The 24,563-nt window shown below is 62.2% G+C and carries 25 protein-coding genes; 15 read left to right on the top strand and 10 right to left on the bottom strand.

Annotation, left to right across the window (positions count from 1 at the left end):
* Window positions 1-4: 4 nt before the first annotated feature.
* Window positions 5-685 carry a response regulator transcription factor gene (locus EM858_RS19365; protein ID WP_127757669.1) on the top strand — a complete coding sequence of 227 codons (681 nt, stop codon included), beginning with the start codon at window positions 5-7 and terminating at the stop codon, window positions 683-685.
* Complete coding sequence (locus tag EM858_RS19360) at window positions 682-2,073, top strand: sensor histidine kinase (RefSeq protein ID WP_127757668.1); 1,392 nt, start codon at window positions 682-684, stop codon at window positions 2,071-2,073. Before EM858_RS19365 ends, EM858_RS19360 begins: the two co-directional genes overlap by 4 nt.
* Window positions 2,074-2,100: 27 nt before the next feature.
* Here the strand turns inward: EM858_RS19360 and purU are convergent, their stop codons facing one another.
* From purU to EM858_RS19335, 4 genes are all read right to left on the bottom strand, one after another.
* Window positions 2,101-2,985: a formyltetrahydrofolate deformylase gene (gene purU, locus EM858_RS19355; RefSeq protein ID WP_035259300.1), complete on the bottom strand. Its 885-nt coding sequence runs from the start codon at window positions 2,983-2,985 to the stop codon at window positions 2,101-2,103.
* Between the two features lie 206 nt (window positions 2,986-3,191).
* Window positions 3,192-3,968, bottom strand: coding sequence for a YbaY family lipoprotein (locus EM858_RS19345; RefSeq protein WP_127757667.1), 777 nt, complete (start codon window positions 3,966-3,968; stop codon window positions 3,192-3,194).
* 176 nt (window positions 3,969-4,144) lie between these two features.
* Window positions 4,145-4,669, bottom strand: coding sequence for a heme utilization cystosolic carrier protein HutX (gene hutX / locus EM858_RS19340; protein WP_127757666.1), 525 nt, complete (start codon window positions 4,667-4,669; stop codon window positions 4,145-4,147).
* Window positions 4,670-4,678: 9 nt separating this feature from the next.
* The gene (locus EM858_RS19335) at window positions 4,679-5,026 is read right to left on the bottom strand and encodes an antibiotic biosynthesis monooxygenase (RefSeq protein WP_003522597.1); all 348 of its coding nucleotides are present in this window, start codon (window positions 5,024-5,026) and stop codon (window positions 4,679-4,681) included.
* Window positions 5,027-5,213: 187 nt separating this feature from the next.
* Between EM858_RS19335 and EM858_RS19330 the strand changes: the two genes are divergently transcribed.
* Genes EM858_RS19330 through EM858_RS19320 form a run of 3 tightly spaced genes read left to right on the top strand, consistent with a single transcriptional unit; the run spans window position 5,214 to window position 7,971 of the window.
* A complete protein-coding gene (locus EM858_RS19330; RefSeq protein ID WP_080818616.1) occupies window positions 5,214-6,107 on the top strand; it encodes a hemin ABC transporter substrate-binding protein in 894 nt (297 codons plus the stop codon).
* Window positions 6,104-7,192, top strand: a complete 1,089-nt coding sequence (locus EM858_RS19325) for an iron ABC transporter permease (protein WP_127757665.1) — start codon at window positions 6,104-6,106, stop codon at window positions 7,190-7,192. Before EM858_RS19330 ends, EM858_RS19325 begins: the two co-directional genes overlap by 4 nt.
* On the top strand, window positions 7,189-7,971 hold the full coding sequence (locus EM858_RS19320; RefSeq protein WP_080815912.1) for a heme ABC transporter ATP-binding protein: 783 nt from the start codon (window positions 7,189-7,191) through the stop codon (window positions 7,969-7,971). Before EM858_RS19325 ends, EM858_RS19320 begins: the two co-directional genes overlap by 4 nt.
* A gap of 16 nt (window positions 7,972-7,987) precedes the next feature.
* Here EM858_RS19320 and EM858_RS19315 read toward each other — a convergent pair whose 3' ends face one another.
* Complete coding sequence (locus EM858_RS19315) at window positions 7,988-8,344, bottom strand: YbaN family protein (protein WP_059754575.1); 357 nt, start codon at window positions 8,342-8,344, stop codon at window positions 7,988-7,990.
* Window positions 8,345-8,601: 257 nt separating this feature from the next.
* Between EM858_RS19315 and EM858_RS19310 the strand changes: the two genes are divergently transcribed.
* From EM858_RS19310 to EM858_RS19290, 5 genes are all read left to right on the top strand, one after another.
* Window positions 8,602-8,997 carry a VOC family protein gene (locus tag EM858_RS19310; RefSeq protein ID WP_080815914.1) on the top strand — a complete coding sequence of 132 codons (396 nt, stop codon included), beginning with the start codon at window positions 8,602-8,604 and terminating at the stop codon, window positions 8,995-8,997.
* 18 nt (window positions 8,998-9,015) lie between these two features.
* A complete protein-coding gene (gene ung, locus EM858_RS19305; RefSeq protein WP_127757664.1) occupies window positions 9,016-9,729 on the top strand; it encodes a uracil-DNA glycosylase in 714 nt (237 codons plus the stop codon).
* Between the two features lie 71 nt (window positions 9,730-9,800).
* A complete protein-coding gene (locus EM858_RS19300) occupies window positions 9,801-10,877 on the top strand; it encodes a DUF2218 domain-containing protein (protein WP_127757663.1) in 1,077 nt (358 codons plus the stop codon).
* A gap of 163 nt (window positions 10,878-11,040) precedes the next feature.
* Entirely contained in the window at window positions 11,041-11,985 is a 945-nt protein-coding gene (locus tag EM858_RS19295) for a VOC family protein (protein ID WP_127757662.1), read from the top strand.
* 242 nt (window positions 11,986-12,227) lie between these two features.
* Window positions 12,228-12,842: an alpha/beta hydrolase gene (locus EM858_RS19290; protein ID WP_127757661.1), complete on the top strand. Its 615-nt coding sequence runs from the start codon at window positions 12,228-12,230 to the stop codon at window positions 12,840-12,842.
* A 189-nt stretch (window positions 12,843-13,031) separates the two neighbouring features.
* On the opposite strand, the gene EM858_RS19285 is transcribed toward EM858_RS19290, so the two are convergent.
* A complete protein-coding gene (locus EM858_RS19285) occupies window positions 13,032-13,616 on the bottom strand; it encodes a transglycosylase SLT domain-containing protein (RefSeq protein ID WP_003522586.1) in 585 nt (194 codons plus the stop codon).
* 660 nt (window positions 13,617-14,276) lie between these two features.
* Between EM858_RS19285 and EM858_RS19275 the strand changes: the two genes are divergently transcribed.
* The gene (locus EM858_RS19275; protein WP_080850964.1) at window positions 14,277-14,810 is read left to right on the top strand and encodes a transglutaminase-like cysteine peptidase; all 534 of its coding nucleotides are present in this window, start codon (window positions 14,277-14,279) and stop codon (window positions 14,808-14,810) included.
* Between the two features lie 52 nt (window positions 14,811-14,862).
* Here EM858_RS19275 and EM858_RS19270 read toward each other — a convergent pair whose 3' ends face one another.
* Window positions 14,863-15,750: a DMT family transporter gene (locus EM858_RS19270; protein WP_164865490.1), complete on the bottom strand. Its 888-nt coding sequence runs from the start codon at window positions 15,748-15,750 to the stop codon at window positions 14,863-14,865.
* 240 nt (window positions 15,751-15,990) lie between these two features.
* Here EM858_RS19270 and EM858_RS19265 point away from each other — a divergent pair, with 240 nt between their 5' ends.
* Both EM858_RS19265 and EM858_RS19260 read left to right on the top strand, forming a co-directional pair.
* On the top strand, window positions 15,991-17,289 hold the full coding sequence (locus tag EM858_RS19265; RefSeq protein ID WP_065114076.1) for an adenylosuccinate synthase: 1,299 nt from the start codon (window positions 15,991-15,993) through the stop codon (window positions 17,287-17,289).
* A gap of 70 nt (window positions 17,290-17,359) precedes the next feature.
* Window positions 17,360-19,654 carry a hypothetical protein gene (locus EM858_RS19260; protein WP_164865489.1) on the top strand — a complete coding sequence of 765 codons (2,295 nt, stop codon included), beginning with the start codon at window positions 17,360-17,362 and terminating at the stop codon, window positions 19,652-19,654.
* Between the two features lie 441 nt (window positions 19,655-20,095).
* Here EM858_RS19260 and rpoH read toward each other — a convergent pair whose 3' ends face one another.
* From rpoH to EM858_RS19240, 3 genes are all read right to left on the bottom strand, one after another.
* Window positions 20,096-20,998 (bottom strand): RNA polymerase sigma factor RpoH, encoded by a 903-nt coding sequence (gene rpoH / locus EM858_RS19250; RefSeq protein ID WP_003522581.1) that lies wholly within the window; start codon window positions 20,996-20,998, stop codon window positions 20,096-20,098.
* Window positions 20,999-21,164: 166 nt separating this feature from the next.
* Window positions 21,165-21,989 (bottom strand): class I SAM-dependent methyltransferase, encoded by an 825-nt coding sequence (locus EM858_RS19245; RefSeq protein WP_127757657.1) that lies wholly within the window; start codon window positions 21,987-21,989, stop codon window positions 21,165-21,167.
* Between the two features lie 274 nt (window positions 21,990-22,263).
* The gene (locus EM858_RS19240) at window positions 22,264-23,286 is read right to left on the bottom strand and encodes an RluA family pseudouridine synthase (protein ID WP_127757656.1); all 1,023 of its coding nucleotides are present in this window, start codon (window positions 23,284-23,286) and stop codon (window positions 22,264-22,266) included.
* A 38-nt stretch (window positions 23,287-23,324) separates the two neighbouring features.
* Here EM858_RS19240 and EM858_RS19235 point away from each other — a divergent pair, with 38 nt between their 5' ends.
* The gene (locus EM858_RS19235; RefSeq protein WP_035228055.1) at window positions 23,325-23,717 is read left to right on the top strand and encodes a hypothetical protein; all 393 of its coding nucleotides are present in this window, start codon (window positions 23,325-23,327) and stop codon (window positions 23,715-23,717) included.
* Window positions 23,707-24,561: an RNA methyltransferase gene (locus EM858_RS19230; protein ID WP_127757655.1), complete on the top strand. Its 855-nt coding sequence runs from the start codon at window positions 23,707-23,709 to the stop codon at window positions 24,559-24,561. Before EM858_RS19235 ends, EM858_RS19230 begins: the two co-directional genes overlap by 11 nt.
* Window positions 24,562-24,563 lie beyond the last annotated feature (2 nt).

Raw genomic sequence — 24,563 nt, 5'->3', positions numbered from 1 at the left:
AGATTTGCGTATTTTGCTGGTCGAGGACAATCAGGTGCTGTCGGAGGGATTGTCGGCGCTGCTGCGCGGCACCGGTTATGCGGTGGATGTGGTGTCCGATGGCGCTTCCGCCGATGCGGCGATTGCAGCGGAAAGTTTCGATCTGGTCATTCTCGATCTCAACCTGCCGGAAATGGACGGCATCGAGGTGCTGCGCTCCATGCGTTCGCGCCAGGACAAGGCGGCGGTGCTGATCCTGACGGCGCGCGGCACGCCGGAGGAAAAGGTCAAGGGGCTCGATCTCGGCGCCGACGACTACATGATCAAGCCGTTCGACATTACCGAATTCGAGGCAAGGGTGCGGGTGCTGCTGCGCCGCAATGCCGGCCTGCGCTCCTCGGCGCTGAGTTTCGGCAAGGTACTGTTCGATCTCAATTCCCGCACCTTTTCGGCGGATGGGCGTCCGCTCGATATTCCGGCGCGCGAGGTGGCGCTGCTGGAAGTGCTGTTCATGCGTGCCGGCAAGGTCGTTGCCAAGGAAGCCATCGTGCAGTCGCTGACCGGCTTCGACGACGATATTTCCGCCAATGCCATCGAGCAATATGTAAGCCGCCTGCGCAAGCGGCTCGCGCCCCACGGGCTGACGGTGAAGACTGCGCGCGGCATCGGTTATTATCTCGAAAAGCTGCCGGAGATGGCTGAATGAGACAGGCCGCCTATTCGCTCAGGCGGCGACTTTTAGGCTGGCTTCTCATCTCCACCGCCATTATCGGCTGCGTTGCGCTGACCGATACATGGCGCGAGGCGGTCAATACCGCCAATGTCGTCTCCGACCGGGTGCTTTCCGGTTCCGCACTTGCCATTGCCGAGCGGGTGGTGGTGGCCGAGGACGGCTCGCTGGAAGTCGACATTCCCTATGTGGCGCTGGAAATGCTGACATCGGCCGCACAGGACCGGGTGTTTTACCGTGTCGACGGGCCGAACGGGCAATTCCTGACCGGCTACCAGAACCTGCCGACGGTGGAGAACCCGGCGGGCGATATCCCTGCCTATCGCGATGCCGTGTTCCGCGACGAGCCGATCCGCATCGCTGCGATCAGGCGTTTCGCTTCCACGGGCATCAATTCCGTGCCCTTTTCCGTAACGGTTGCCGAAACCACCATTGCCCGCAGCCAGCTGGCGCAGGCGATCATCCTGCGCTCTGCGCTGCGCCTGCTGTTGATGATCGTGGGGGCGGCGATCATCGTCTGGATCGCGGTGACGATTTCGCTCAGACCGCTTTACCGGCTCAGCGAAGCGATTGCCGAGCGCAGCCCGAACGACCTGCACCCCATCCGCCAATCCGTGCCGGTGGAGGTGGAGAATCTGGTGGAGACGGTCAATTCCTTCATGGTGCGGCTGCAATCGGCGCTCGACGCGCTCCGGCATTTCACCGGCAATGCCAGCCATCAGCTGCGCACGCCGCTTGCCATCATCAGCACCCAGCTAGCGCTTTCCGCCCGCGCCGCGAGCCTTGAGGAAGCGCAGGCGGCGGCGCTGAAGGGTGGCGCTTCGGTGGCCCATGCCGAACATATCCTCGCCCAGCTGCTGCGCATGGCCAATATCGATGCCGCTGGCTCCAGCGAAAAACATGATTTTTCCGCGATCGATCTTGTGGCCGTTGCGCAGAATGTGACGGCCGATTTCGTGCCGCGGGCGGCGGAGGCCGGCATCGATCTCGGTTTCGAAGGCGAGGGCGAGGTTGCCATTGCCGCCGAGCCGCTCCTGATCGGCGAACTGATCGGCAATCTCGTTTCCAATGCCATCAATTATGCCGGTCGCGGCGCGGAAGTCACCGTCCGCGTCGGCAGGCAGGCGGGCGAGGTCTGGCTGGAAGTGGAGGATAACGGCCCCGGCATTCCCCCGGAAAAACGCGCCATGGTGCGCCAGCGCTTTGCCCGCGGCGAAGCCAACGCCGCCCCCGGCGCCGGCCTCGGCCTTGCCATCATCGAAGAGATAGCCGGGCTGTTCGGCGGGCGGCTGACGCTGGAGGATGGCGTGGAAGGGCGTGGGCTGAGGGCGCGGGTGGTGTTTGGTGGGCGGGGGGACGCTTAAGGATAATGTCGCCCAGACTGCCGGTGCTTACCCCATCCGCTCGGAAGCATAACTTCCCGGGCTTGGCGGGAAGACGACGGTGCGGTTGCCGTTGATGAAGGTGCGGTGGTGGATATGGGCGTGGATGGCGCGGGCCAGCACCTGGCTTTCCACATCGCGGCCAAGCGAGACATAATCGTCGGCGCTCTGGGCGTGGGTGATGCGCACCGTGTCCTGCTCGATGATCGGGCCCTCGTCGAGGTCGGCGGTGACGTAATGGGCCGTTGCGCCAATCAGCTTCACACCGCGCTCATAGGCCTGCTTGTAAGGGTTGGCGCCCTTGAAGGAGGGCAGGAAGGAATGGTGGATATTGATGATTTTGCCAGACATCTTCCGGCACATGTCGTCGGACAGAACCTGCATGTAGCGCGCCAGTACCACGAGCTCCGTGCCGCTGGTCTCGATCAGGTCCATCAGCTGGGCTTCGGCTTTGGGTTTATTCTCCTTCGTCACCCTGATGTGGTGGAAGGGAATGTCGTGGTTGACGACGACCTTCTGGTAATCGAAATGGTTGGAGACGACACCGACGATGTCGATCGGCAATGCGCCGATCTTCCAGCGATAGAGCAGGTCGTTGAGGCAATGGCCGAAACGGGAGACCATCAAAAGCGTCTTCATGCGCTGACCGTCCGGATAGATATCCGCCTCCATGCCGAATTTTTCCGCCACCGGCTTGAAGCCGTCGGTGATGGCCTCAAGGGTGGCGCCTTCTTCGGAGATGAAGGAGACGCGCATGAAGAACTTGCCGGTCTCGAGGTCGTCGAACTGCGAACTGTCGACGATGTTGCAGCCTTTTTCCGCCAGATAACCGGAAATCGCGGCCACAATGCCACGGGTCGATTTGCAGGCTACGGTCAGAACATAGGATGTCATTCGTTTTCCCTCAAAGACGTCGCGCCGGCATCAGCCGGCGCAGTTCGGCGCGTTCCATAGCGCAGCTTGGCAGCGGAGCAAAGCGCCAAGGCGATGTAGCCAAAGTCATAGGGCGGGAAAGGGCAGCGCGCCGTGCCGGAAGCGACATGGAATGTTCCATGGCCAGCACGGCGGCGTCGGCTGTTTCAGCAGTGCCGTTGCCGGCCTCAGGCGCGGCGCAGGCGCATCGCCGTGCGGCCGCGGCCGTCGAGCAGTTCCAGCGTGCCGCGGCGCGGCTCAAGCCTGAAGGAGCGGGCGCCTTCCAGCGCTTCGATGAACTGCCGTTCCTGGCGCATGATGTCAGGCGCGCAGGCCATCTGGGTGGAAATCATCCGGCCGAAATCGATACGGTTACGGTTGATCTTCACCTCGCCGCCGATGCCGTTGCAGCCGGCATTGCCCGAAACGCGGCCCTCGCGGGTAATTTCCAGCGTCGCCTGTCGGCGGCCGCGAACCCGCTCTCCACGGATGTCCTGTACCAGCCAGCGCCCGTCGATACCGGCTTCCGGCTCCGGCCGGCCCGGACCCGCGCCGACGCGCTCCAGTACCAGATCGGTATCGTCGCGACCGCCGGTCAGCACCGAATAACGGCGGGTTGTGGTGAAGAGTAGCCGGTCGCGGTCGCGGATTTCGGCGCTCAGCGCATAGGAGCGGCGGCCACGGATGTCGCGGTCATCATAACGCAGCACGAAGGGCACGGGCACCTGGCCACGCGGGCGGATGGTGGTTTCGGCAATCGTCTGCGACGGCGCATCCGCCAGCGAAACGTCGATCAGGCGCACGGTGACGGTCGCGCCCGGCGGCAAGGCGATGCGTTCGCGATAGGAAACGCTGCCGCGCAGGCTTGCCGGTGCGGCAGCCGCGCCGCCCGCCGCAAAAAGCGGCGCAAGCGCGACAAGCCCGGCGAAACTGCGACGAGAAAGAAGAGGTTGGCGGTCGGTCATGGTGCTTGCTCCGTGCTGGTGCCGATCAAATTTCAGCGGATGATAAAAAACGGCACTGAACGGGCGATGAACCGGTGGTTGTTTTCTCACGCGTGAGCCGGAGAGGTCCCGGGCGAATGATGACGCGTGCGATTTTGAAAGCAGTGGGGAGGCAGCAGGCAGCCCCCCCACCGGTCTCAGGCGCGGAAACCGTCCCGCAGCGCTTCGAACTTCGCCAGCTGCCCGGCCAGCAGTTCCTTGTTCTCGTCGCGGCGGACGAAAATCTTGAACATGGCGCTGCCCGCGGCGTTCATGAACCAGACGGAACAGGAGCGGCGGCCGTGGAAGCCGCGGTCGACGAAGGTGATGCCGGCGCAATTGTCCTTCTTGATGTGACCGCCGATGGGGCTGTCGCCGTGGATGTTGAACCAGCCGTGGCTTTCGCTGCCTTCCGGCAGGTGGCCCGGCACTTCGAACACGATATCGCCGGTCTGCACGATCATCAGGACTTCGCCCCAGCCGCGCATCTCGTTCCAGATGGCGTCGAAGCGGTCGGCGGCAGCGGAAACGGCGGCGCCTTCCGGCAGGATCGCCAGAATTTCGGCCGGCGTCACCTCGGCCTTGGCGGCGATGGCCTCCACGATGCCGTCAGGCTTTTCGGCGAGCGCAGCGGCGGCGCGGGCCTGCCTGTCGTCGTCGGTCTTTTGGGCTGCAATGCTCATCGGGCGGCCTCAGGCGGCAATCGAACGGCGTTCGCCATTCTTGTCTTCATGGATGATGACGTCGAAGCCTTCGAAATGCGGGCCGGAGAGATATTCCACCTTGCCGCGGTTTTCGCCGGCCTTGGCGTGGGCGGCGCGGAACTGTTCGGATTTCGTCCAGGCGAGGAAATCGTCCTTGGTGGCCCAGACGGTGTGCGAGGCATAAAGCGTGTGGTCATCCGCCTTCGGGCCTTTCAGCATGTGAAATTCGATGTAACCCGGCAATTCGCTCAGATGCGATTTGCGCTCGCGCCAGATGGATTCGAAGGTTTCCTCATAACCCGGCACGACACGAAAGCGGTTCATTGCGATAAACATGAAATTCTCCCTTTAAGTTTCCAGTTTGAGTCAGGATATCCAGCCGCAGGGAGGTTGGAAAGGGGTTCACGACAAAGCGAACAAATTTACTCCACTTATCGATTGCGCCGCCCATAAACATGTGTAAAGAACTCAAGATTAAATGACGCGGGCTAAGCCGCGCCGGGTCGTGTTTCAGGATAGCGCCATGTTGAATTCCCGCCTTCGTTCCTTCGTTTTCGCCGCCCTCGTGCCCGCCGCAATCGCCTTTGCCGCACCTGCCGCCATGGCTTCGGACAAGGGCAATCCGGAAGCGAAACGCATCGTCGCGGTGGGTGGTACGGTCACCGAAATCCTTTATGCGCTGGGCGCAGGAGACCGCGTCGTTGCGCGTGACAGCACCAGCAGCTATCCGGCCGATGCATTTGCCAAGCCGGATATCGGTTACATGCGGGCGCTCTCGTCCGAAGGCATTCTGTCGCAGAAGCCCGATCTCATCCTCTCCGAAGACGGGTCCGGCCCGGCCGATGTCATCGCCATCCTGAAGGCAAGCGCCGTGCCTTTCGTCACCGTCGATACGCCGCCGAGCGGCGACGCCATCCCCAAAAAGATCGAGGATGTCGGCGCGGCGGTCGGTCTTTCGGACAAGGCGAAGGCGCTGGCTGCCGAGACCAGGGCCGACCTCGATGCGCTAGCCAAGGATGTTTCGGCCGTGCCGGAAAAGGGCAGGAAGCGGGTTCTCTTCGTGCTTTCCACCGCCGGCGGCCGCATCATGGCGGCGGGCAAGGATACCGAAGCGGCCGCGATCATCGAAATGGCGGGCGGCATCAATGCGGCGCAGGAGATCAATGGTTACAAGCCGCTGACAGATGAGGCGGTCATTGCCGCAGCACCCGATCTGGTGCTGACCATGGCGCGCGGCGACCATGCCGCCAAGGCGGAAGAGATTTTCGCGCTGCCGGCCTTCCAGTCCACGCCGGCCGCCGCCAGCAAGGCGCTCATCAGCATGGATGGGCTTTATCTCATCGGTTTTGGCCCGCGCACGCCCGCTGCGGGCCGCGAGCTGGCAGCCAAGCTCTATCCTGAGGTGGTGAAGCCGTGAGCCTTGCTGCCTTGAGTTCCGCTGAAGGCAGGGTTGCGGGCGACAGATCTCGCCAGGGGGTCGTCACCCTCGCCGTGCTCGTCGGCATCCTGCTGTTTGCCTGTGGCGTGTCGCTGGTCAGCGGACCCACGGGCGTCGGCATGTCCGAACTCTGGGCTTATTTCACCGGCGGCGCGGATCAGCTCGATGCGCGCGACAGGGTCATTCTCGAGGCGGTGCGCCTGCCGCGTACGGCGCTCGGCATGTTGATCGGCGCGGGGCTTGCCGTTTCGGGGGCGATGATGCAGGGACTCTTCCGCAATCCGCTGGCCGATCCCGGCATTGTCGGCGTCACCTCGGGTGCGGCTCTGTTCGCGGTCGCGGCCATTTCTCTCGGGGAAGGTGCGCTTGCCATCGTCGCCGTGTTTTTCGGCCCGCATTTTCTGCCGCTGATGGCGTTTTTCGGCGGGTTGCTGAACACCTGGGTGCTTTACCTGATCGCGACGAAGGATGGCGCCACCTCCACCACCACGCTCATTCTGGCCGGCATTGCGGTGGCGGCGATCAGCGCTGCGCTGATGGGGCTGATGATTTTCATGGCCGATGACCGGGCGTTGCGCGACATTACCTTCTGGTCGCTCGGTTCGCTCGGCGGGGCCACGCCCGCCAAGGTGTTCGCCACCTTGCCCTTCATCATCATCGTGCTCGCCATCATTCCCTTCGTTGCCCGCGGGCTGGATGCGCTCATTCTCGGCGATGCCGCCGCCTTTCACATGGGCATTCCGGTGCAGCGGCTGAAGCGGATCGTCATTCTGGCCGTTGCCGCCGCCTGCGGGGCAAGCGTGGCGGCGGCCGGTTCCATCGGTTTTGTCGGCATCGTCGTGCCGCATCTTCTGCGGCTCGCCATCGGCCCGTCGCACCGCTTCCTGCTGCCGGCCTCCGCACTTGGCGGGGCGGCGCTTCTGCTTCTGGCCGATAGTTTCGCCCGCACCGTCGCGTCACCGGCGGAACTGCCCATCGGCGTCGTCACGGCGCTCATCGGTGCGCCCGTCTTCCTTTTTCTCCTATTGGGACGCGGCGGCTTTTCCATGCGGAACATGTCATGATCCGGGCCGAAAACCTCACCCTCATCCGCTCCGGCCGCCGGCTTCTCGATGCGGTCAGCGTCGATCTGAAGCCCGGCAAGGTCAATGTCATCATTGGCCCCAACGGTGCGGGCAAATCCACGTTGATGAAGGTTCTCTCGGGCGAGATGCGCGCCGAGGGCGGTTCGGTGACCTATAACGACATTGACCTGCCGGCCTTCACGCCGGTCCAGCTCGCCCGTCTCAGGGCCGTGCTGCCGCAGAGCACCCAGCTTGCTTTTCCCTTCACCGCGCTCGAAATCGTGCGGATGGGGGCTGTTGCACAAGGCTCCCGCGCGCCGGAAGAGCAGGCCCGCCGCGCGCTCGCCAGGGCCGGGCTGCGCGGTTTCGAGCAGCGGTCCTACAACATGCTCTCCGGCGGCGAACAGCAGCGGGTGCAGTTTGCCCGGGCGCTGGCACAGGTGCCGAACCCGATGGAAAATGGCGAGGCCCGCGCGCTCTTCCTCGACGAGCCCACCGCAAGTCTCGATATCGGCCACCAGATCGCCGTGCTGGAAACGGCGCGCGACTTTGCAAGCGGCGGCGGGCTGGTGCTCGCCATCCTGCACGATCTCAACCTTGCGGCGGAATTTGCCGATCAACTTATCGTCATGCATGGCGGCCGGGTGACGGCGAGCGGCCCCTCGCTGGAAACGATCAGCGACGAGACGATTGCAAGGGTCTATGGCATCGGCGGTGTCGTCGGCCGGCTGCCGGCGCGGCATATTCCTTACGTGTTGCCGCAGTCGCGCCACCGTTAAGGACCTGTCCTTCGCCTCAGCTTTCCGGACGGGTGGCGATGAAGAGCGCCGAGCCGAGCATGACGGCGGCGACGATGGCGGCCCGCAGCGGCGGCGGCTCGCTCAGAAACCAGAAAGCCGCGTAACTGACGGACATGGCAGAAAGCGCTGCGACCTTGGCGTTGCGGGCGATTGCGCCGCGTTCGCGCCATCGCCGCAGCGAAGGGCCGAATCTGGGGTGGGCCAGCAGCCATGCCTCGAGTTTTGGCGAGGAGCGGGAAAAACACCAGAGCGCCAGAAGCAGGAACGGTGTGGTGGGCAAAACGGGAAGAAACGCGCCGACAATGCCGGTCGCGACCATAAGCCAGCCAAGACAGAGGTATAAAAGGCGCATGCCTAGCCGGTATCATGAGTTCACCACTCAGGATAGAGCGGCAGAGCCAAAACCCTGCGGTCTCGTTGCCGCAGGTCCCAACCGCACCGGAAAAACTAAGAGGTTTTTGCCATCACATTTGCCGTGATCGGGCCGTTACGTCCTGTCGCAGAGTGCCTTTAGGGTTGAAAGCGAAGCACGCAGTCTTTATCCCCTTGGGCCGCGATGCCCGGAGCATAACCGGGCCGTCAAAGCTTAAGAAGAAGAAGGAAAACACCATGGCCAAGCTGATCCACTCGATGGTCCGGGTGCTGGACGAAAAGCGTTCGGTGGAATTTTACAGGCAGGCTTTCGGGCTTGAGGTTGCGGAACGCGCCGAGTTCGAAAACTTCACGCTGATCTATCTCAGCAATGCCGAGGGCGATTTCGAGCTGGAACTGACCGTCAACCGGGGTCGCGAAGTGCCCTATGCGCTGGGCGACGGCTATGGTCACCTCGCGGTCAGCGTGGCCGATGTGGATGGCGAGCACCAGCGCTTCACCGAGATCGGCCTTTCCCCCGGAAAAATCATCGAAGCCGATTATAAGGGCCAGCCTTTCGCGAAATACTTTTTCATCTGCGATCCGGACGGTTACAAGATCGAAGTGCTGCAACGCGGCAACCGGTTCAAATAAGCTCTGATGGAGGCGGGCATGGCAGAGGCAGGCGTGAAACTCGAGGATAGCTGGAAACGCGTTCTTTCCGGTGAGTTCGCCAGCCCCTACATGATCAAGCTGAAAGAGTTCCTGCTTGCCGAAAAGACCGCCGGCAAGCGCATCTTCCCCAGGGGTGCGGAATATTTCCGGGCGCTGGATCTCACGCCTCTCGATGAGGTCAAGGTCGTCATTTTAGGCCAGGACCCCTATCACGGGCTCGGTCAGGCGCATGGGCTGTGCTTTTCCGTCCAGCCCGGCGTGCGCATTCCGCCTTCGCTCGTCAATATCTACAAGGAATTGCAGAGCGATCTCGGCATTCGCCCGGTGGGTCACGGTTTTCTGGAAAGCTGGGCGAAACAGGGCGTGCTTCTGCTCAACAGCGTGCTGACGGTGGAAGAATCCCGCGCCGCCTCGCATCAGGGGCAGGGCTGGGAAAAGTTCACCGACGCCGTCATCCGCGCCGTCAACAACGAATGCGACCATGTCGTCTTCCTGCTCTGGGGTTCCTATGCCCAGAAGAAGGCGGCCTTCGTGGATCAGCGCAAGCACCTCGTGCTGCGCTCGCCGCATCCGTCCCCGCTTTCGGCCCATAACGGCTTTTTTGGCAATGGCCATTTTTCCAAGGCAAACGCCTTTCTCGTCTCCCATGGCCGCGATCCGATCGACTGGCAATTGCCGGAAACGGTGGGAAGCGACAAAAACCTTCTCTAGACACTCATAAAATATCTTTACGCTTTGCGGTTGTCGGGATTAAAGATAACCGGACTATGAAGTGAAGGATTATGCCCGTGTCTCTCCTGTCTGCCGAAACCTCCGTCTCGCTGCCCGATCCGCTGTCGATCGTCGATGCTTTCGAGGATCATTTTTCCGAGCATATGGAGATGGAACGCGAAGGTGCTACCGTGCGGTTCAAGACGGAATACGGCCATGGCAGCTTCAGCGCCGAGGGCGGCCGTTTCGCCGCAAGGGTGAGCTGCATTTCCGAACATATATTGATGTCGGTAAAGGCCATGGTGGCCGAGCATATCGTCGAATTCTCCGGCGAGACGGGGCTGGATTTTCGCTGGAGCGGCCATGGCGCGCAGCAGCGTGAGCTGCCCAATCTCTTCGTCGGCAAGGTTGCCCGCGCCTATAATCTGACGCCGCATATGCGCCGGCTGGTGGTTTCCGTCGAAAGCGGCATCGAAAGGCTGCTCTCCGGCGGCATGCATGTGCGCCTGCTTCTGGTGCCGGATCAGGCCCGCGCGCCGGTCTGGCCTTATCTTGCGCCCACCGGCGCCATCGTCTGGCCGGCGGGCGACGATCTTCTCACACGGCGTGTCTACACCATCCGGTCCGGCGATATCGCGCGCGGTGAAGTCGATATCGACTTCGTCATGCATGAGGGCGACCACATGCCGGGCGCGACCTTCGGCGCGACGGCGAAGCCCGGCGATGTTCTCGGCATCATCGGCCCGAGCGGCGTCTGCCCGGAAGCCGAGCGTTATGTCTTTGCCGGTGACGAGACGGCGCTGCCGGTGATGCTGCGCATGGCAGCCGAAATGCCGGCCCGGAAAAAGCTCAGCGTCTATGCCGAGATCGACGATGAAGCCGAGCGGCAGGAGATCGTCTGCGCGGCAAATGTCGAGTGGACATGGCTTTATCGCCGCGGCAAGCCCGCCGGCACATCCGGTCTCATCGAGAAGGCGTTGCGTGACCACGCCTGGAGCGCGGATCATGACGGCCTGCATGTCTTTGTCGCCTGCGAAAAATCCGAGGCGAGGGCGGCAAAATCCTTCCTCACCGACGAGATTGCTTTCCCGAAAGCATCGCTGCGCGCCGTCGGCTACTGGACTTTGGGCGTCGCCGACGATCATTAAACTGCCTTATCGGGCTCGTTGAACAGTCGGTTTTATCGTTCATCATTCGGGAACAATCCGTTCCCGTTGTCCACTCTATGCCTGAGAGCGCTGTTACCCCATCTTTACGCCATGAACAGGGCAGGCCCCAACCGTGAGGCCTGCCAGGCAAAAGGGGTTTATCATGCTCAACCAGATCAAGGGCCTGCACCACGTCACGTCCATGGCGGCGAGCGCGCGCCAGAACAACAGTTTTTTCACCGATACGCTCGGCCTGCGCCGGGTGAAGAAGACGGTCAATTTCGACGCGCCTGACGTCTATCATCTCTATTATGGCGATGAAGTCGGCACGCCCGGCTCCGTCATGACCTATTTTCCGTTCCCGCATATCGCCCGCGGCCGTCCCGGCACCGGCGAAGTGGGCACGACGCTGTTTTCCGTTCCGGAAGGATCGCTCGGCTACTGGCAGGACCGCCTTTCCAAGGCCGACGTGGACGGGTTGAAGGCCGATGAAGCCTTCGGCAACAAGCGCCTGCATTTCGCGGGTCCCGATGGCGACGGTTTCGCGCTGGTCGAGGTCAGGGACGACAACCGTGCGCAATGGATCGGCAATGGCGTCGGCGCGGATCAGGCGATCCATGGTTTTCAGGGTGCTTCGCTGCGTCTTCGCGATGAAGGTGCGACGGCCGAGCTTTTGAAATTCATGGGCTATCAGGAAGTGGATCGTCAGGACGGCGTTCTGCGCCTCGGCATTCCCGGCGGCAACGGCGCCGACTTCATCGACATCGAAACCATGCCGAATATTTCTGGCGCGCGGCTGGGCGCGGGGTCCGTGCACCACATCGCCTTTGCGGTCGAAAACCGTGAAAAGCAGCTGGAGGTGCGCAAGGCGCTGATGGATACCGGCTATCAGGTGACACCGGTGATCGACCGCGATTATTTCTGGGCGATCTATTTCCGCACGCCGGGCGGCGTGCTGTTCGAAGTGGCCACCAACGAACCCGGTTTCGACCGCGACGAGGACACCGCCCATCTCGGCGAGGCGCTGAAGCTGCCGAGCCAGCACGCGCATCTGCGCTCCGTGCTGGAAGAGCATCTGGAGCCGCTGGGGGACGAAAAGGGGGCTTAACCTCTCGATAGCGTTTGGCAGGACATTGCCGCGTCTTTCTTCTCCTCGTTTGGGGAGAAGGTGGCCCGAAGGGTCGGATGAGGGGGCAACGTTGCCGAATTTCACGACCCTTGCCCCCTCATCCCGCTGCCGCGACCTTCTCCCCGAACGGGGAGAAGAAGCAGGCGGCACCCGCTCGCTCCACATGGCTGAAGAAGCCGTGCGGAAGCCGTTAAACCTCTCCTTCCAGAAAGGATTATCCGATGAACAAGGACACCTATTTCCACAAATCCCGCGCCGGTGCCGCCGGCGCGCCGCTTTTCCTGGTGCTGCACGGCACGGGTGGCGATGAGAACCAGTTCTTCGACTTTGGCTCCCGTATTTTGCCGCAGGCCACCGTCCTCTCACCCGTCGGCGATGTTTCCGAACATGGCGCGGCGCGTTTCTTCCGGCGCACGGGCGAGGGCGTTTACGACATGGTCGATCTTGCCCGGGCAACCGCGAAGCTGGCGGATTTCGTCAAGGCAAACCGCGAGCATTACCAGTCCGGACCAATCATCGGTCTCGGCTTTTCAAATGGCGCGAATATTCTCGCCAATGTGCTGGTCGAACAACCCGAGCTTTTCGATGCCGCAGTGCTGATGCATCCGCTTATCCCGTTCGAGCCGAAGATTTCCCCGGCAAAACCCACACGCCGGGTGTTGATCACGGCGGGAGAGCGGGATCCAATCTGCCCGGTGCCGTTGACGCAGGCGCTGGAAAAGAACCTTCAGGCGCAGGGTGGAACCGTGGAGACGGTATGGCATCCGGGCGGGCATGAAATTCGCTCCAGCGAGATCGATGCCGTGCGGGAATTTCTCTCGGTTTACGGGGAGTGATGCTGTCTTCCGTCATGCCGGCCTCGAGCCGGTATCCAGCCACGGCGCGTCTGCGCCGTGAAAAGGGTCTTTCGCGATCAAGGACTTGATCGCACTGGACCCCGGATCTAGTCCGGGGTGACGGAGTGTGGGTGATGTGCCGTCAAGCAATTCTTCGCCGCAGGCAGGTTAAATCGACCTGCACCCGCCTCAGCGATATCCGCATTGCTGCAACTGCGCCTCGTAACGCAGCGCCATGTTGGCGGAGCGGCGGGCGGCCTTCTGGACCGCGGAATTGTTGCGCCAGCTGCCCTTCGCATAACCGGCATGGCCGGAATAATAAGCGAGGTAGAGATTATAGGGGTCGTTCAGCGAAATGCCGTTTTCGCGCCGGCTCTTGGCGTGATACCAGCCGACGAAGTGGATGGCGTCGGTGAAATCGGTGCGGCTTGCCGACCAGCGGCCGGTTTCACGCTGGTAAACGCTCCATGTGCCGTCCAGCGCCTGTGCATAACCATACGCGCTCGACTGGCGTGTCCAGGGAATGAAACCGAGAAGCTTGGTGCGCGGCGGGCGCGCATAGGGGCGGAAGGCGGATTCGGTATAGATCGTCGCCATCATGACAGGCACGGGCACGCCGAATTCGCGCTCGGCTGCTTTCGCATCGCGCCGCCAGTTGTTGAAGATGCCGTTCCGCTGCTCGAAAATCGCACAGGCATTGGTCACCTGCGACGGTGCGGTGGCGCAGCCGGCCAGAACGAGCATCAGAAAAACAACGGCAAATACGCCACGCATAACGGAACCCTTTCGTTCCGCTATTCTTAAATTGCTAACCATTAACGTCGGGTTTTAAGACAAGGTTAATTCAAATGCCGTCGATCAAGGCCCTGTTAACCCGCTGAAAATTCCTGTGGCCGGGATGGGGCGAAACCGCCTCCCGGGCGCCTTTTTTAAGAGGCGTTCATCCCCGCGCGTCCACGGTCCCGCCGGCCCGGCTATACTTGGCCCATTCCGGTCATCAGGCGTGCGCGCGGCGCAAGGTGGGCGGGGCAGGCGGCCGAAACCGGGGAGTTTCCCGATGTCACGGTTGAGGCGGCCGGCATGTGCCCATCCTCCAAACAGGAACCGGTTGGGCGGGCGGGTCATATGTTTCAAGCCGGGGCCGCATCGTCTGCAAACCCTGCAATACCCTTTGATACCCCGCAGCGATGCGGCCCCTATATCGCTTGCCAACGTTGCCGCGGAATTCGCGGTGACGGTATCGGCGCATATTCGAAAGAAAGCGTCCGCTGTACAAAAATGAAAACCGATAAAATTGTAGCAATCGGCTTAAAGCGGCTGAAAACAGTGCTGTGCCATTGTGGGATCACAGACGGGGAGCGGCCCTTCAAGAGGCGCTCCACAAACAGAAATCGAGACCGGCACAAGCCGGCGGATCGCAAAACGGGGTATGAAATGCTGAAGAAGATTATTGCTGCCGCCATCTGCGGAATTGCCGTTGCTTCCATGTCCAATCATGCCGACGCGGCTGGCGCTGCCGGTTTTGCCCGCGGTTTTGCCGCCGTCGAGAAGTCTGCGGTGACGCAGATCGGTGTTTCCGCGCCGGGCGGTTTCGATGGCTGCGTTCTTTCCGCCGGCCAATGCGTCTCCACCATCGCCGCGCCGCTGACCGGTGAGCGCCGCGAGGAACTGCTGCGCGTCAACCGCGATGTGAACGCCACCATGGGCGCGCTCGACGATTATTTTTCCGGTTTTGCAACTGATGTTCCGGCAACGCCGTCGTTGAGCCTTGGCGATTGCGGTGACTGCGCCGCCATCAAGCGCACGGCCCTTGCCGGCGCCGGCTGGTCTTCCAGCGCGCTGCGCCTTGCCTTTTCGCTGAACAATGATGGATCGCTCGAAAAAGTGCTGATCGTCACCACCGATAAGGGCGATATCGTCCTCGGCAATGCCGTCTTTTCTCCGGCTGAGCGCGAAACCGCGCTTTAAGCCCATCTTTTCATGCCTGCCAGACTGCGCCGGTTTTCCTGATCCTGTTGGTTCAGGAAGCCGGCGATTTTTTTCGTTCCGCGACGGCAATGCCCGCCAGCGCCATGATGAGAGCGACGATCTGATAGGTATGCAGCGTCTCGCTTAGCACGATAACCGATAGCAGGGTGCCGAAGACGGGCACGAGGTTGATGAAGAGGCCGGCGCGGTTGGCGCCAATCTGCTCCACGCCCTTGATGTAGAGGATCTGCGCGATGAGCGACGCAAAAATGGCGGCATAGACCACCAGCACCCAGCCCTTCTGATCCGGCCAGACGACGCTGTCGCGCGACACTTCCCAGAAGACCAGCGGCACCGAGGTGATGAGGGCGAAGAAAGCGGGGATGGCCATCAGCGTGCGCCAGTCGACGGCCGGTTTCCAGCGCAGGATGACGGTGTAGATGGCATAGACCAGCACGGCGAGCAGCATGACGGCGTCGCCGACATTCATTTCCAGCTGCAGCAGCGAGACCGGGTCGCCGTGCGAGGCGAGCAGCGCCACGCCTGATATGGTGAGACAGAAGCCGACGATCTGGCCGAACAGCACGCGGGTGCGGAACAGGATGAAGTTCAGGACGAAGATGACCATGGGAATGCCGGCCTGAATGACGGCGGCGTTGATGGCCGAGGTGTGCTGCAGGGCCGTGTAGAGAAACACGTTGAAGGCGGTGTAACCGACGCTGCCGAGCACGAAGAAATAGGGCAGGCGCTTTTTCACCACCGGCCAGTCCTTGATCAGCTGCGGCACGGAAATGGCGAAGATGATGGCGACGGCGAAGACCCAGCGCAGGAAGGTGAAGGCCATGGGGCTGATGTGGCCGACGGCGAGCTTGCCGGCAACGGTGTTGCCGCCCCAGCAGAGCGTGGCGATGATGAGGGCGATATAGGCTTTGGAGGACACGCTGATGTTTCGCTTCTTCACGGGGCGGAAAACGGCTAAGGGGTGAATGGCGGTCTTGCGCCCGCGCCTGGCCCCCATGGGGCGAGATAATGCGGGAAATCCGCGCCTTGTCACGGAAAAAGCAAAATTCTCCATAAGAAACAGGGTCGCTTTCCGTAAAACAACACAGTATACATTCGCGGGTTTGGGTTTCCCATCGGGTTATCGGGCGCGCAAGCGCCATGAGCAGGAAAGCAAGAAATGACGAATGTTGTGGTGGTCGGCTCGCAATGGGGCGACGAAGGCAAAGGCAAGATTGTCGACTGGCTGTCCGAGCGGGCAGATGTCGTCGTGCGGTATCAGGGCGGCCATAATGCCGGCCATACGCTTGTCATCGATGGCATCAGCTACAAGCTTTCGCTTCTGCCATCCGGCGTCGTGCGTCCCGGCAAGCTTGCCGTCATCGGCAATGGCGTCGTGGTTGATCCGCATGCGCTGATCGCCGAAATCGGCCGTCTGGAAGCGCAGGGCGTCAAGGTTACGCCGGAAAACCTGCGTATCGCCGACAATGCCACGCTTATTCTTTCTCTGCACCGCGAGCTGGACGGCATGCGCGAAGACGCTGCCTCCAACAGCGGCACCAAGATCGGCACCACCCGTCGCGGCATCGGCCCGGCTTACGAAGACAAGGTTGGCCGCCGCGCCATCCGCGTCATGGATCTGGCCGACATGGAGGCGCTTTCCGCCAAGGTTGACCGTATCCTCACGCATCATAACGCCCTTCGCCGTGGTTTCGGCGCGGCCGAAGTCTCGCATGAGACGATCATGGAAGAGCTGGGCTCGATTGCCGAGCGCATCCTGCCGTTCAGCGAAACCGTCTGGCTGCTGCTCGACAAGAAGCGCCGCGCCGGTGCGCGCATCCTGTTTGAGGGCGCTCAGGGCTCGCTGCTCGATATCGACCACGGCACCTATCCCTATGTGACCTCGTCCAACACGGTTGCCGGCCAGGCCGCCGCCGGTTCGGGCATGGGTCCGGGTTCGCTGGGTTACATTCTCGGCATCACCAAGGCTTACACCACCCGCGTCGGCGAAGGTCCGTTCCCGACGGAGCTGAATGACGAGATCGGCCAGTTCCTGGGCGAAAAGGGTCATGAATTCGGCACCGTCACCGGCCGCAAGCGCCGCTGCGGCTGGTTCGATGCTGCACTGGTGCGCCAGTCGGTCGCCACCAACGGTATTACCGGCATCGCGCTCACCAAGCTTGATGTCCTGGATGGTCTCGACGAGCTGAAAATCTGCGTCGGCTACAAGCTTGACGGGCAGGAAATCGACCATCTTCCGGCCAGCCAGGGCGCCCAGGCGCGCGTCGAGCCGATCTACATCACGCTGGAAGGCTGGAAGGAATCGACCGTCGGTGCCCGAAAATGGGCGGATTTGCCTGCTCAGGCAATCAAATATGTCCGTCAGGTCGAGGAATTGATCGGGGCGCCTGTCGCACTTCTGTCGACAAGTCCGGAGCGTGACGACACCATACTTGTGACTGATCCGTTTGAGGACTAATGTCCTCGGCGATCTAGATTCATAAACCATATCGGGCCGGTACGTCGCCGGTCACGACGAGAAAGTGCTTATGGCGGATTTTGTAGCAGTCATTCGCAAGGCCGTGGATGGCTTGGCGAACAATACTCCCGAAAACCGGGCGAAGGTTTACGACAAGGCGCGCAGTGCGGTTGTGCGCCAACTCGAGAATATGAAGCCACGTCCGCCGGAAGAATTGTTGCGCCGGCAGATCGCCAAGCTGGACGCCGCCATTGCCGAGGTGGACAGCGAATATGCCGAGGCGCTTCCGGCGCTGGAGGATGATGACGCTGTCTCTCCCGCTGCGGAAGAGACGGCGGCATCCTATTACCAGCAGGATGCTGCCGACGAAGACGAGGCCCGCGCCGCCGAGCCGGCGGAGGATGCCGACCGGGAAGAGGCGCGGCACGAGCCGGTCTACGAAGAGCCGGCATCCGCTGAACCCGCGCAATCGGAGCCGGCTTACGAAGACGCGGCCGAAGAGGAAGAGCTCCGGCACGCTGACGCCGCTGCCCATGAGGAGCAGCATCACGGCGACCGCGAGCCGGAAGAGCTTTATGATGCGCCGGAAACGGTTCATGCCGCTCCCGCCCCGGCACACGCTTCCGACGAAGCCGTCGGCACCTATTTCACACGGACGGACGAAGAGCCGGCTCATCAGCCGGAGCCTGAAACGGCGCTCGGCGCTGCCGATGATTCCGTTCCCTCCCATTGGGCGCAGCCGGTGGATGAGGATGACTGGCGCAAGCTCGATGAAGCGCAGGACGACGATGCGCGTCCGGCCGCCGAGGAATATGAAGAGGTTCGCAACGAGACCGACGAACGTCCGCTCGTTGCCGGTTATGCCGCGCAGCATTACCAGGAACCGGAAGTAAGTTTCGAGCCCGCCCCTTACGAAAAGGATGAGCGGCGCGAGGCGGACGACCATTTCGGCCCCGCTGCCGTGGAGCATGCTCCGGCGTTTGGCGGTCGGCACGATTTTGACGACCATCGCCAGCCGGAAGAGCAGGCTCCGAAAAAGGCGGCCGTGGTCGAGGATTTCTCGTCCTATTTCCAGGATGCGGATATTGCCATTCCCGCCAAGGACGCGCCGGCGCTGCCGCGCGCGGATAACGATCTCTTCGGCGATCAGGCAGCGGCAAAGGATAACAAGGAACGCACGCCCTGGGACGATCTGGACGAGCTGATCGGTTATGACGGCGCGTCGTCGTCCACCCGTCAGGCTCCGGGCGAAACGAATGGCGTGGGCGCTGCCGCCGCAACGCCCGCCTATATGGTAAAGAAGAAGCCGCGCCGCAATTATGCGTCGCTGGTTCTGGCCCTTGTCGGCGTGGCGCTGCTTGCCGGCGGCGGTTATGCCGTGTGGATGAACCGCGATGCGCTGAACGATATGGTCGGCGGGCTGGTCAGCTCCGCACAGAACGGCGGCACCAGCCAGACGGCTTCGAACGGCACGGGTGAGGCGCAGACCTCGACACCGCCGGCGACCCAGCAGCCGCCCGCCGCGGGGCAGCAGCCGACAACCCCGACCAACCATCAGACCCCGACCCATGGCGATGACGGCTCCGTCACCGGCACCAAGTTCACCCAGCGGCTTCTGGCCGACGGCACCGAGCGTGACGAGGGACCTGCCGCCGGTGCGAACGGCCAGCCGGTCACCGCCGAAGGCCAGTCGGTCTATGAGCAGAATGTCGCGCCGCCGCCCGCTGGCGAGGCTCCGGCCAATAATGCCGGTGCGCCCGCCGGAACGCCTGCCGGCACGCCGCCGGCGCAGCAGCCCGCCGCCGCTGCCGGCGACCGCATGTTCCTTTATGAGGAAGTGTTGGGCCAGACGGTGCCGACCGCCATTCAGGGCAGCGTTTCCTGGTCGCTGCAGCAGGAAAATGACGGTGACGGTAAACCTTCTCCGACCGTGCAGGGCCAGATCACCGTTCCCGGCCGTGGCCTCAGCGCGCTGATCACCTTCAAGCGCAATACCGACCCGTCGCTGCCGGCCAGCCATCTGATCGAGATCGTCTTCTCGGTTTCGCCCGGCTTCGAAGGCGGCGCTATCGACAGCGTCCAGCGCATCGCGATGAAGAGCACCGAGCAGGATCGCGGCAACGCGCTGATCGCGGTTCCGGCCAAGATCACCGACGATTTCCACATGATCGCGCTCAACGATTTCCCGGATGCGATGAAGACCAATCTGGAGCTTCTGAAGAGCCGCAACTGGATCGATATTCCGGTGTCCTACCGCAACGGCCGGCGTGCGCTGCTGACCCTGCAAAAGGGCAATGACGGCATCGCCGCCTTTGACAAGGCGCTTAGCGAATGGGCGGCGGCAACGCCGGCGACCGGGCAGTGATGATTTAAGGGCGGCTCAGGCCGCCCTTTTTGTTAAATGGCTGCGGCGGTGTTTTTGCGTTGGCAGGTGATGGGTGGGTTAGTTGGTGCTGGTGGGTGTGGCTTACCCCCCTCTGCCCTGCCGGGCATCTCCCCCACAGGTGGGGAGATCGATATGCCGCGAGGTCTCGACCAACTCAACGGTCGAGGATGAAACGGCGGTAGAACGTCTTGCCGATCTCCCTCCTTGTGGGGGAGATGCCCGGCAGGGCAGAGGGGGGTAAGCGGCATCCCCCGAAGCATGGAATTTTTCCTGCCGGTTTTTCTCCAGCGCAATCGCCGGTCTCGGATGGCAGGCCATTTCCAGTCGTCAGCCTTTTACCAACAAAAAATCCCCGGCCGAGGGCCGAGGATGATCCATGGCACGGACGCAAAACTGCTCCGCACTTTTGCTGGATATGCTTTACGCATCCACCACGCGCAAGGCGCGCGCAGCTTCCAGCGCTTCCTTCTGCACCGCTTCCTGCACCTTCTCGAAGGCGCGGACTTCGATCTGGCGCACGCGTTCGCGGCTGATGTCGAACTCGGAGGAGAGTTCCTCCAGCGTTACCGGATCTTCCGCCAGCCGGCGGGCCTCGAAGATGCGGCGTTCGCGGTCGTTCAGCACGCCCATGGCTTTCGCCAGCATGCGGCGGCGGGTTTCCAGCTCGTCCTGTTCGATCAGCACGTCTTCCTGGCTGTCATGGTCGTCCACCAGCCAGTCCTGCCATTGCCCGGACTCGCCTTCGGACGCCTTGATCGGCGCATTCAGCGAGGCGTCGCCATGCAGGCGGCGGTTCATCGAGATGACTTCTTCTTCAGACACCTGAAGCTTGGTGGCGATTTCCTTGACGTGTTCCGGCTTCAGATCGCCATCGTCAATTGCCTGGATGCGACCTTTCAGCCGGCGCAGGTTAAAGAACAGGCGCTTCTGGTTGGCGGTCGTGCCCATCTTCACCAGCGACCAGGAGCGCAGGATATATTCCTGGATCGAGGCCTTGATCCACCACATGGCATAGGTGGCCAGACGGAAACCGCGTTCCGGATCGAACTTCTTTACCGCCTGCATCAGGCCGACATTGCCTTCGGAGACGACTTCGCCGATGGGCAGGCCGTAACCGCGATAACCCATGGCGATCTTGGCTACGAGACGCAGGTGGCTGGTGACGAGCTTATGCGCGGCGTCGCGGTCGCCATGCTCGGCGTAACGCTTGCCAAGCATGTATTCTTCCTGCGGCTCCAGCATCGGAAATTTACGGATTTCGTCGAGATATCTATTGAGACCGGCTTCGCCGGCTGTAATCGTAGGCAAACTATTGCGGGCCATAAAGCACCCCCTTATCTATGGTCTGGAACGGCACCCTCTTTGATCGACGACTGACCCGCCGGAGGCACACCGTAAGCTGCGGGTCGTTACCGACCCCGCACGAACCCATGTGACAGATATGTACGCGCCCGCCGCGTTTCAAGCGAACGCTGCGTTCACACATGCGTTATGTTCCAGTGACACCTTCTTTGACCTGTTTAACTTTCGAACGGTAGATTCGTTCCGAAAAACCGCCAAGGCCGGAGCGCACCATCAGCTCATACATCACCCGCCGGCGCATGGGATTGTGCAGGCGCACAACCTTCGAGCCAAGGAACTGAGTCTCCACATGGGCAAGCGCCTGCAGATCGGGATCGGCGGCAATCGCGTCCGCATAGGTCGCGTGAAATTCCCGGCGGCAGACATAGGTTTTGTATTTCGTCATGCCGAAGCAGACGAGGCTGTGGCCGTGGGTGCGCAGGAAATCGGCGACGCCGACCGTCACTTCCGGCCAGGCGGGGTTGAAGGTGTCGTCGAAGACGATAACGCCATGCGGCGCGATCACCTCCATCGCCAGTTTCGCATCGGCCAGCACGTGGTGCAGGTTGTGGCCGCCATCGATGCTGAAGAAGCGCGCGGGGCCGATGCGGGAGGTGATATCGGCGGGCGCCAGCTGCGTGCTGTCGCCCCTGATGATCAGCTCTTCATCCATGGCGAAACCCAGCCGACGGCCGTTTTCCATCAGGCGTTCATATTGGTCGAGGCTGCCATCTTCGGGCGGATCGAGATCGAAGAGATCGACGCCCAGCACCTTTTCCTGCCTCCCGGCGAATTTGCGCAGCAGGAAATAGGAGCGGCCGTAATAAACGCCGATTTCCGCCATGCCGCCATGGAGGCCGCTTTTTGTCTGGGCCTGCAACAGCGCCTTGAAGACGAGCGCATCGGGCGGGTCGATATAGCCTTCGACGCTGCGCAACTCCTGAAAGATAAACCGGCGGTCTTCGATATTCATGCGATAGATCCCGTCATCATGCCGGTTCCGTTCGGGGGCGGATCGAACGGATGGCGTCCCTGCGGTTTTATTTGACAGGCTTGAAATCGGCACGATTTAACGGCGGCGATTTCAGGCTTTGCGGGGCCGAGGAGGTGTGACGATTGAAGCGAAATTGGGGCGGTCTATAAAAAGGACCGACTGCGGAATATCGCTATCCGCTAATCTTTTTTTATTATCCGGGGCTTCCGGCGAAATGCATGGCGCAGTTTTTTTGACCGCGCCGTGCAGGTTTTCAGCCACGCAATGCGGCGGTCAGCGCTTCCATGTCATCCGGCAGGTCGGTTTCGAATTCCATCACCTCGCCGGTGCGCGGATGTTCGAAAGCGAGCAGATAGGCATGCAGGGCCTGGCGCGGAAAGCCGCGGACGGTGCTCTTTGCCGGTTCTTCGAGAAGGTTCGCCTTGGTGCGGAAGGCCGCGCCATATTCGGGATCGCCGATCAGCGGATGGCCGATATGGGCCATGTGAACGCGGATCTGGTGGGTGCGGCCGGTTTCCAGCCGGCATTCCACCATCGAGGCGAGGCAGGTGGCGTCCGGCCGCTCATGGTAACGCTCCATCACCTCGTAATGGGTGATCGCCTCGCGGGCATCGTCCGAATCCTCGTGCTTGACGGCGCGTTTGGTGCGGTCAGCGCTGCGGCCGAGTGCGGCGTCGATGGTGCCGCGCAGGGTGCGCGGGCGGCCCCAGACGACGGCCTTGTAGGCGCGCTCCAGCGGGCCGGTGCGGCCATGGTCGGCAAATTGCGCGGCGAGATGGCGGTGGGCATTGTCGTTCTTCGCCACGACCATGACGCCGGAGGTTTCCTTGTCCAGCCGGTGCACGATGCCCGGCCGCCTGACGCCGCCAATGCCGGAGAGGCTGTCGCCGCAATGGTGGATGAGGGCGTTGACCAGCGTGCCGGTCCAGTTGCCGGCGCCCGGATGCACGACGAGACCGGCGGGCTTGACGAGCACGATCAGGTCTTCATCCTCATATTCCACGTCGAGCGGAATGTCCTCGCCCTTGGGTTCCGGGTCTTCCGGCTCGGGCATGACGATTTCGATGCGGTCCTTGGGGTGCACCTTCTTTTTCGGCTCCGTCACCGGCTGGCCGTTGATGGAGACCGCGCCCTGCTCGATCAGCGCTTTCAGCCGGCTGCGGGAGAAGTCGCCGCCCACTTCGCCTGCCAGCCAGGAATCGAGACGGCCTTCGGCGTTTTCCCCGGCAATCAGGACTTTCCTTGCGTCTCCGCCTTGTTTAAAGGGGTCGTTCATTCTTATTTTTCCGATCCATCAGCATTTCAGGGAACCCGATGACGCAGATCGAGCAAGACGAACAGGAAGACAAGCCGCTTGATCCGGCCATGGAAAAAGTTCGCCGCAAGATGATCCGTTTGCAGATCGTGTCGGGCTCCGTGATGTTTATCAGCCTTATGGCTGTCTTCGGTGCGGTTGTCTACAAGGCGATGGGGCCGTCGAAGGCGGTTCAGACGCAGAGCGAAGCGCCGAACCTCGCCGTTCCCACCGGCAACGGACCACTGGCCGTCACCGCCAGCCTGCCGCAGGGCTTCACGATCGACAATGTCAGCTATTCTGGCGGCGACATGCTGTTTTACGGCCGGCTCGCCAACGGCACCCGCAAGGCGCTGGTCTTCAACGTCGCGGCCGGCCGGTTCCTTGCCGATGTGACGGTCGATGGCCAGTGAGGCCAATAAGCTGCTGGACGGGCGAGCATTGATCCCGGTCGAAGATCCGGCCGATCCGCGCATCGCCGCCTTTCGCGATATTCGCGAGCGCGACCTGACCGGGCGGCAGGGCCGCTTCATTGCGGAAGGCACGGTGGTGCTGCGCATGCTGGCCGCCGCCCATAAAGCGGGCGCCGCCTTTGCGGCCGAGAGCATCCTCATCCTCAGAAACCGGCTTTCGGGCGTCGCGGATATCCTTGCCGATTTCCCGCCGGATGTGCCGGTTTATGTGGCGGAAGCGCCGGTGCTGGATGGCATCGTCGGGTTCCACCTGCATCGCGGCATTCTGGCGCTTGGGCGACGGGTTCAGGATCGCGGACTGGAAGAGATGACGGCGGCACTTCCCGCCTCGTCGCTGGTGCTTGTCGGCTGCGGCATTTCCAATCACGATAATCTGGGGGCGATGTTCCGCAATGCGGCGGCGTTTTATGCCGATGCGGTGTTGCTGGACGAGACCTCATGCGATCCGCTTTATCGCAAGGCGCTGCGCGTTTCCGTCGGCTCGGTGCTTTCGGTTCCCTGGCATCGCGGCGGCGGGGCGGTGGAGATGCTGGAGCGGCTTTCCGAGGCCGGTTTTGCTATCTGGAGCCTTTCGCCGGGTGGCGAGACCGAGATCCGCGATATTCCCCGGTCCGAGCTCATGGCGCTGGTGATTGGCACGGAAGGCGAGGGGTTGCCGCAATCGGTGCTCTCGCGGTTCCATACGGCGCGGATTGCGCAGTCGCCGCAGCTGGATAGCCTGAATGCGGGGACGGCTTCGGGGCTGGCGCTTTATCAGATGGCGGGGGTTATGGGGCGGGTTTAGGG

It is taken from the genome of Agrobacterium sp. CNPSo 2736, from assembly GCF_004005385.1.
Lineage (GTDB): Bacteria > Pseudomonadota > Alphaproteobacteria > Rhizobiales > Rhizobiaceae > Agrobacterium > Agrobacterium leguminum.
Note: the sequence above shows the minus strand (reverse complement) of the source record. Positions and strands in the feature narration are given on the sequence as shown.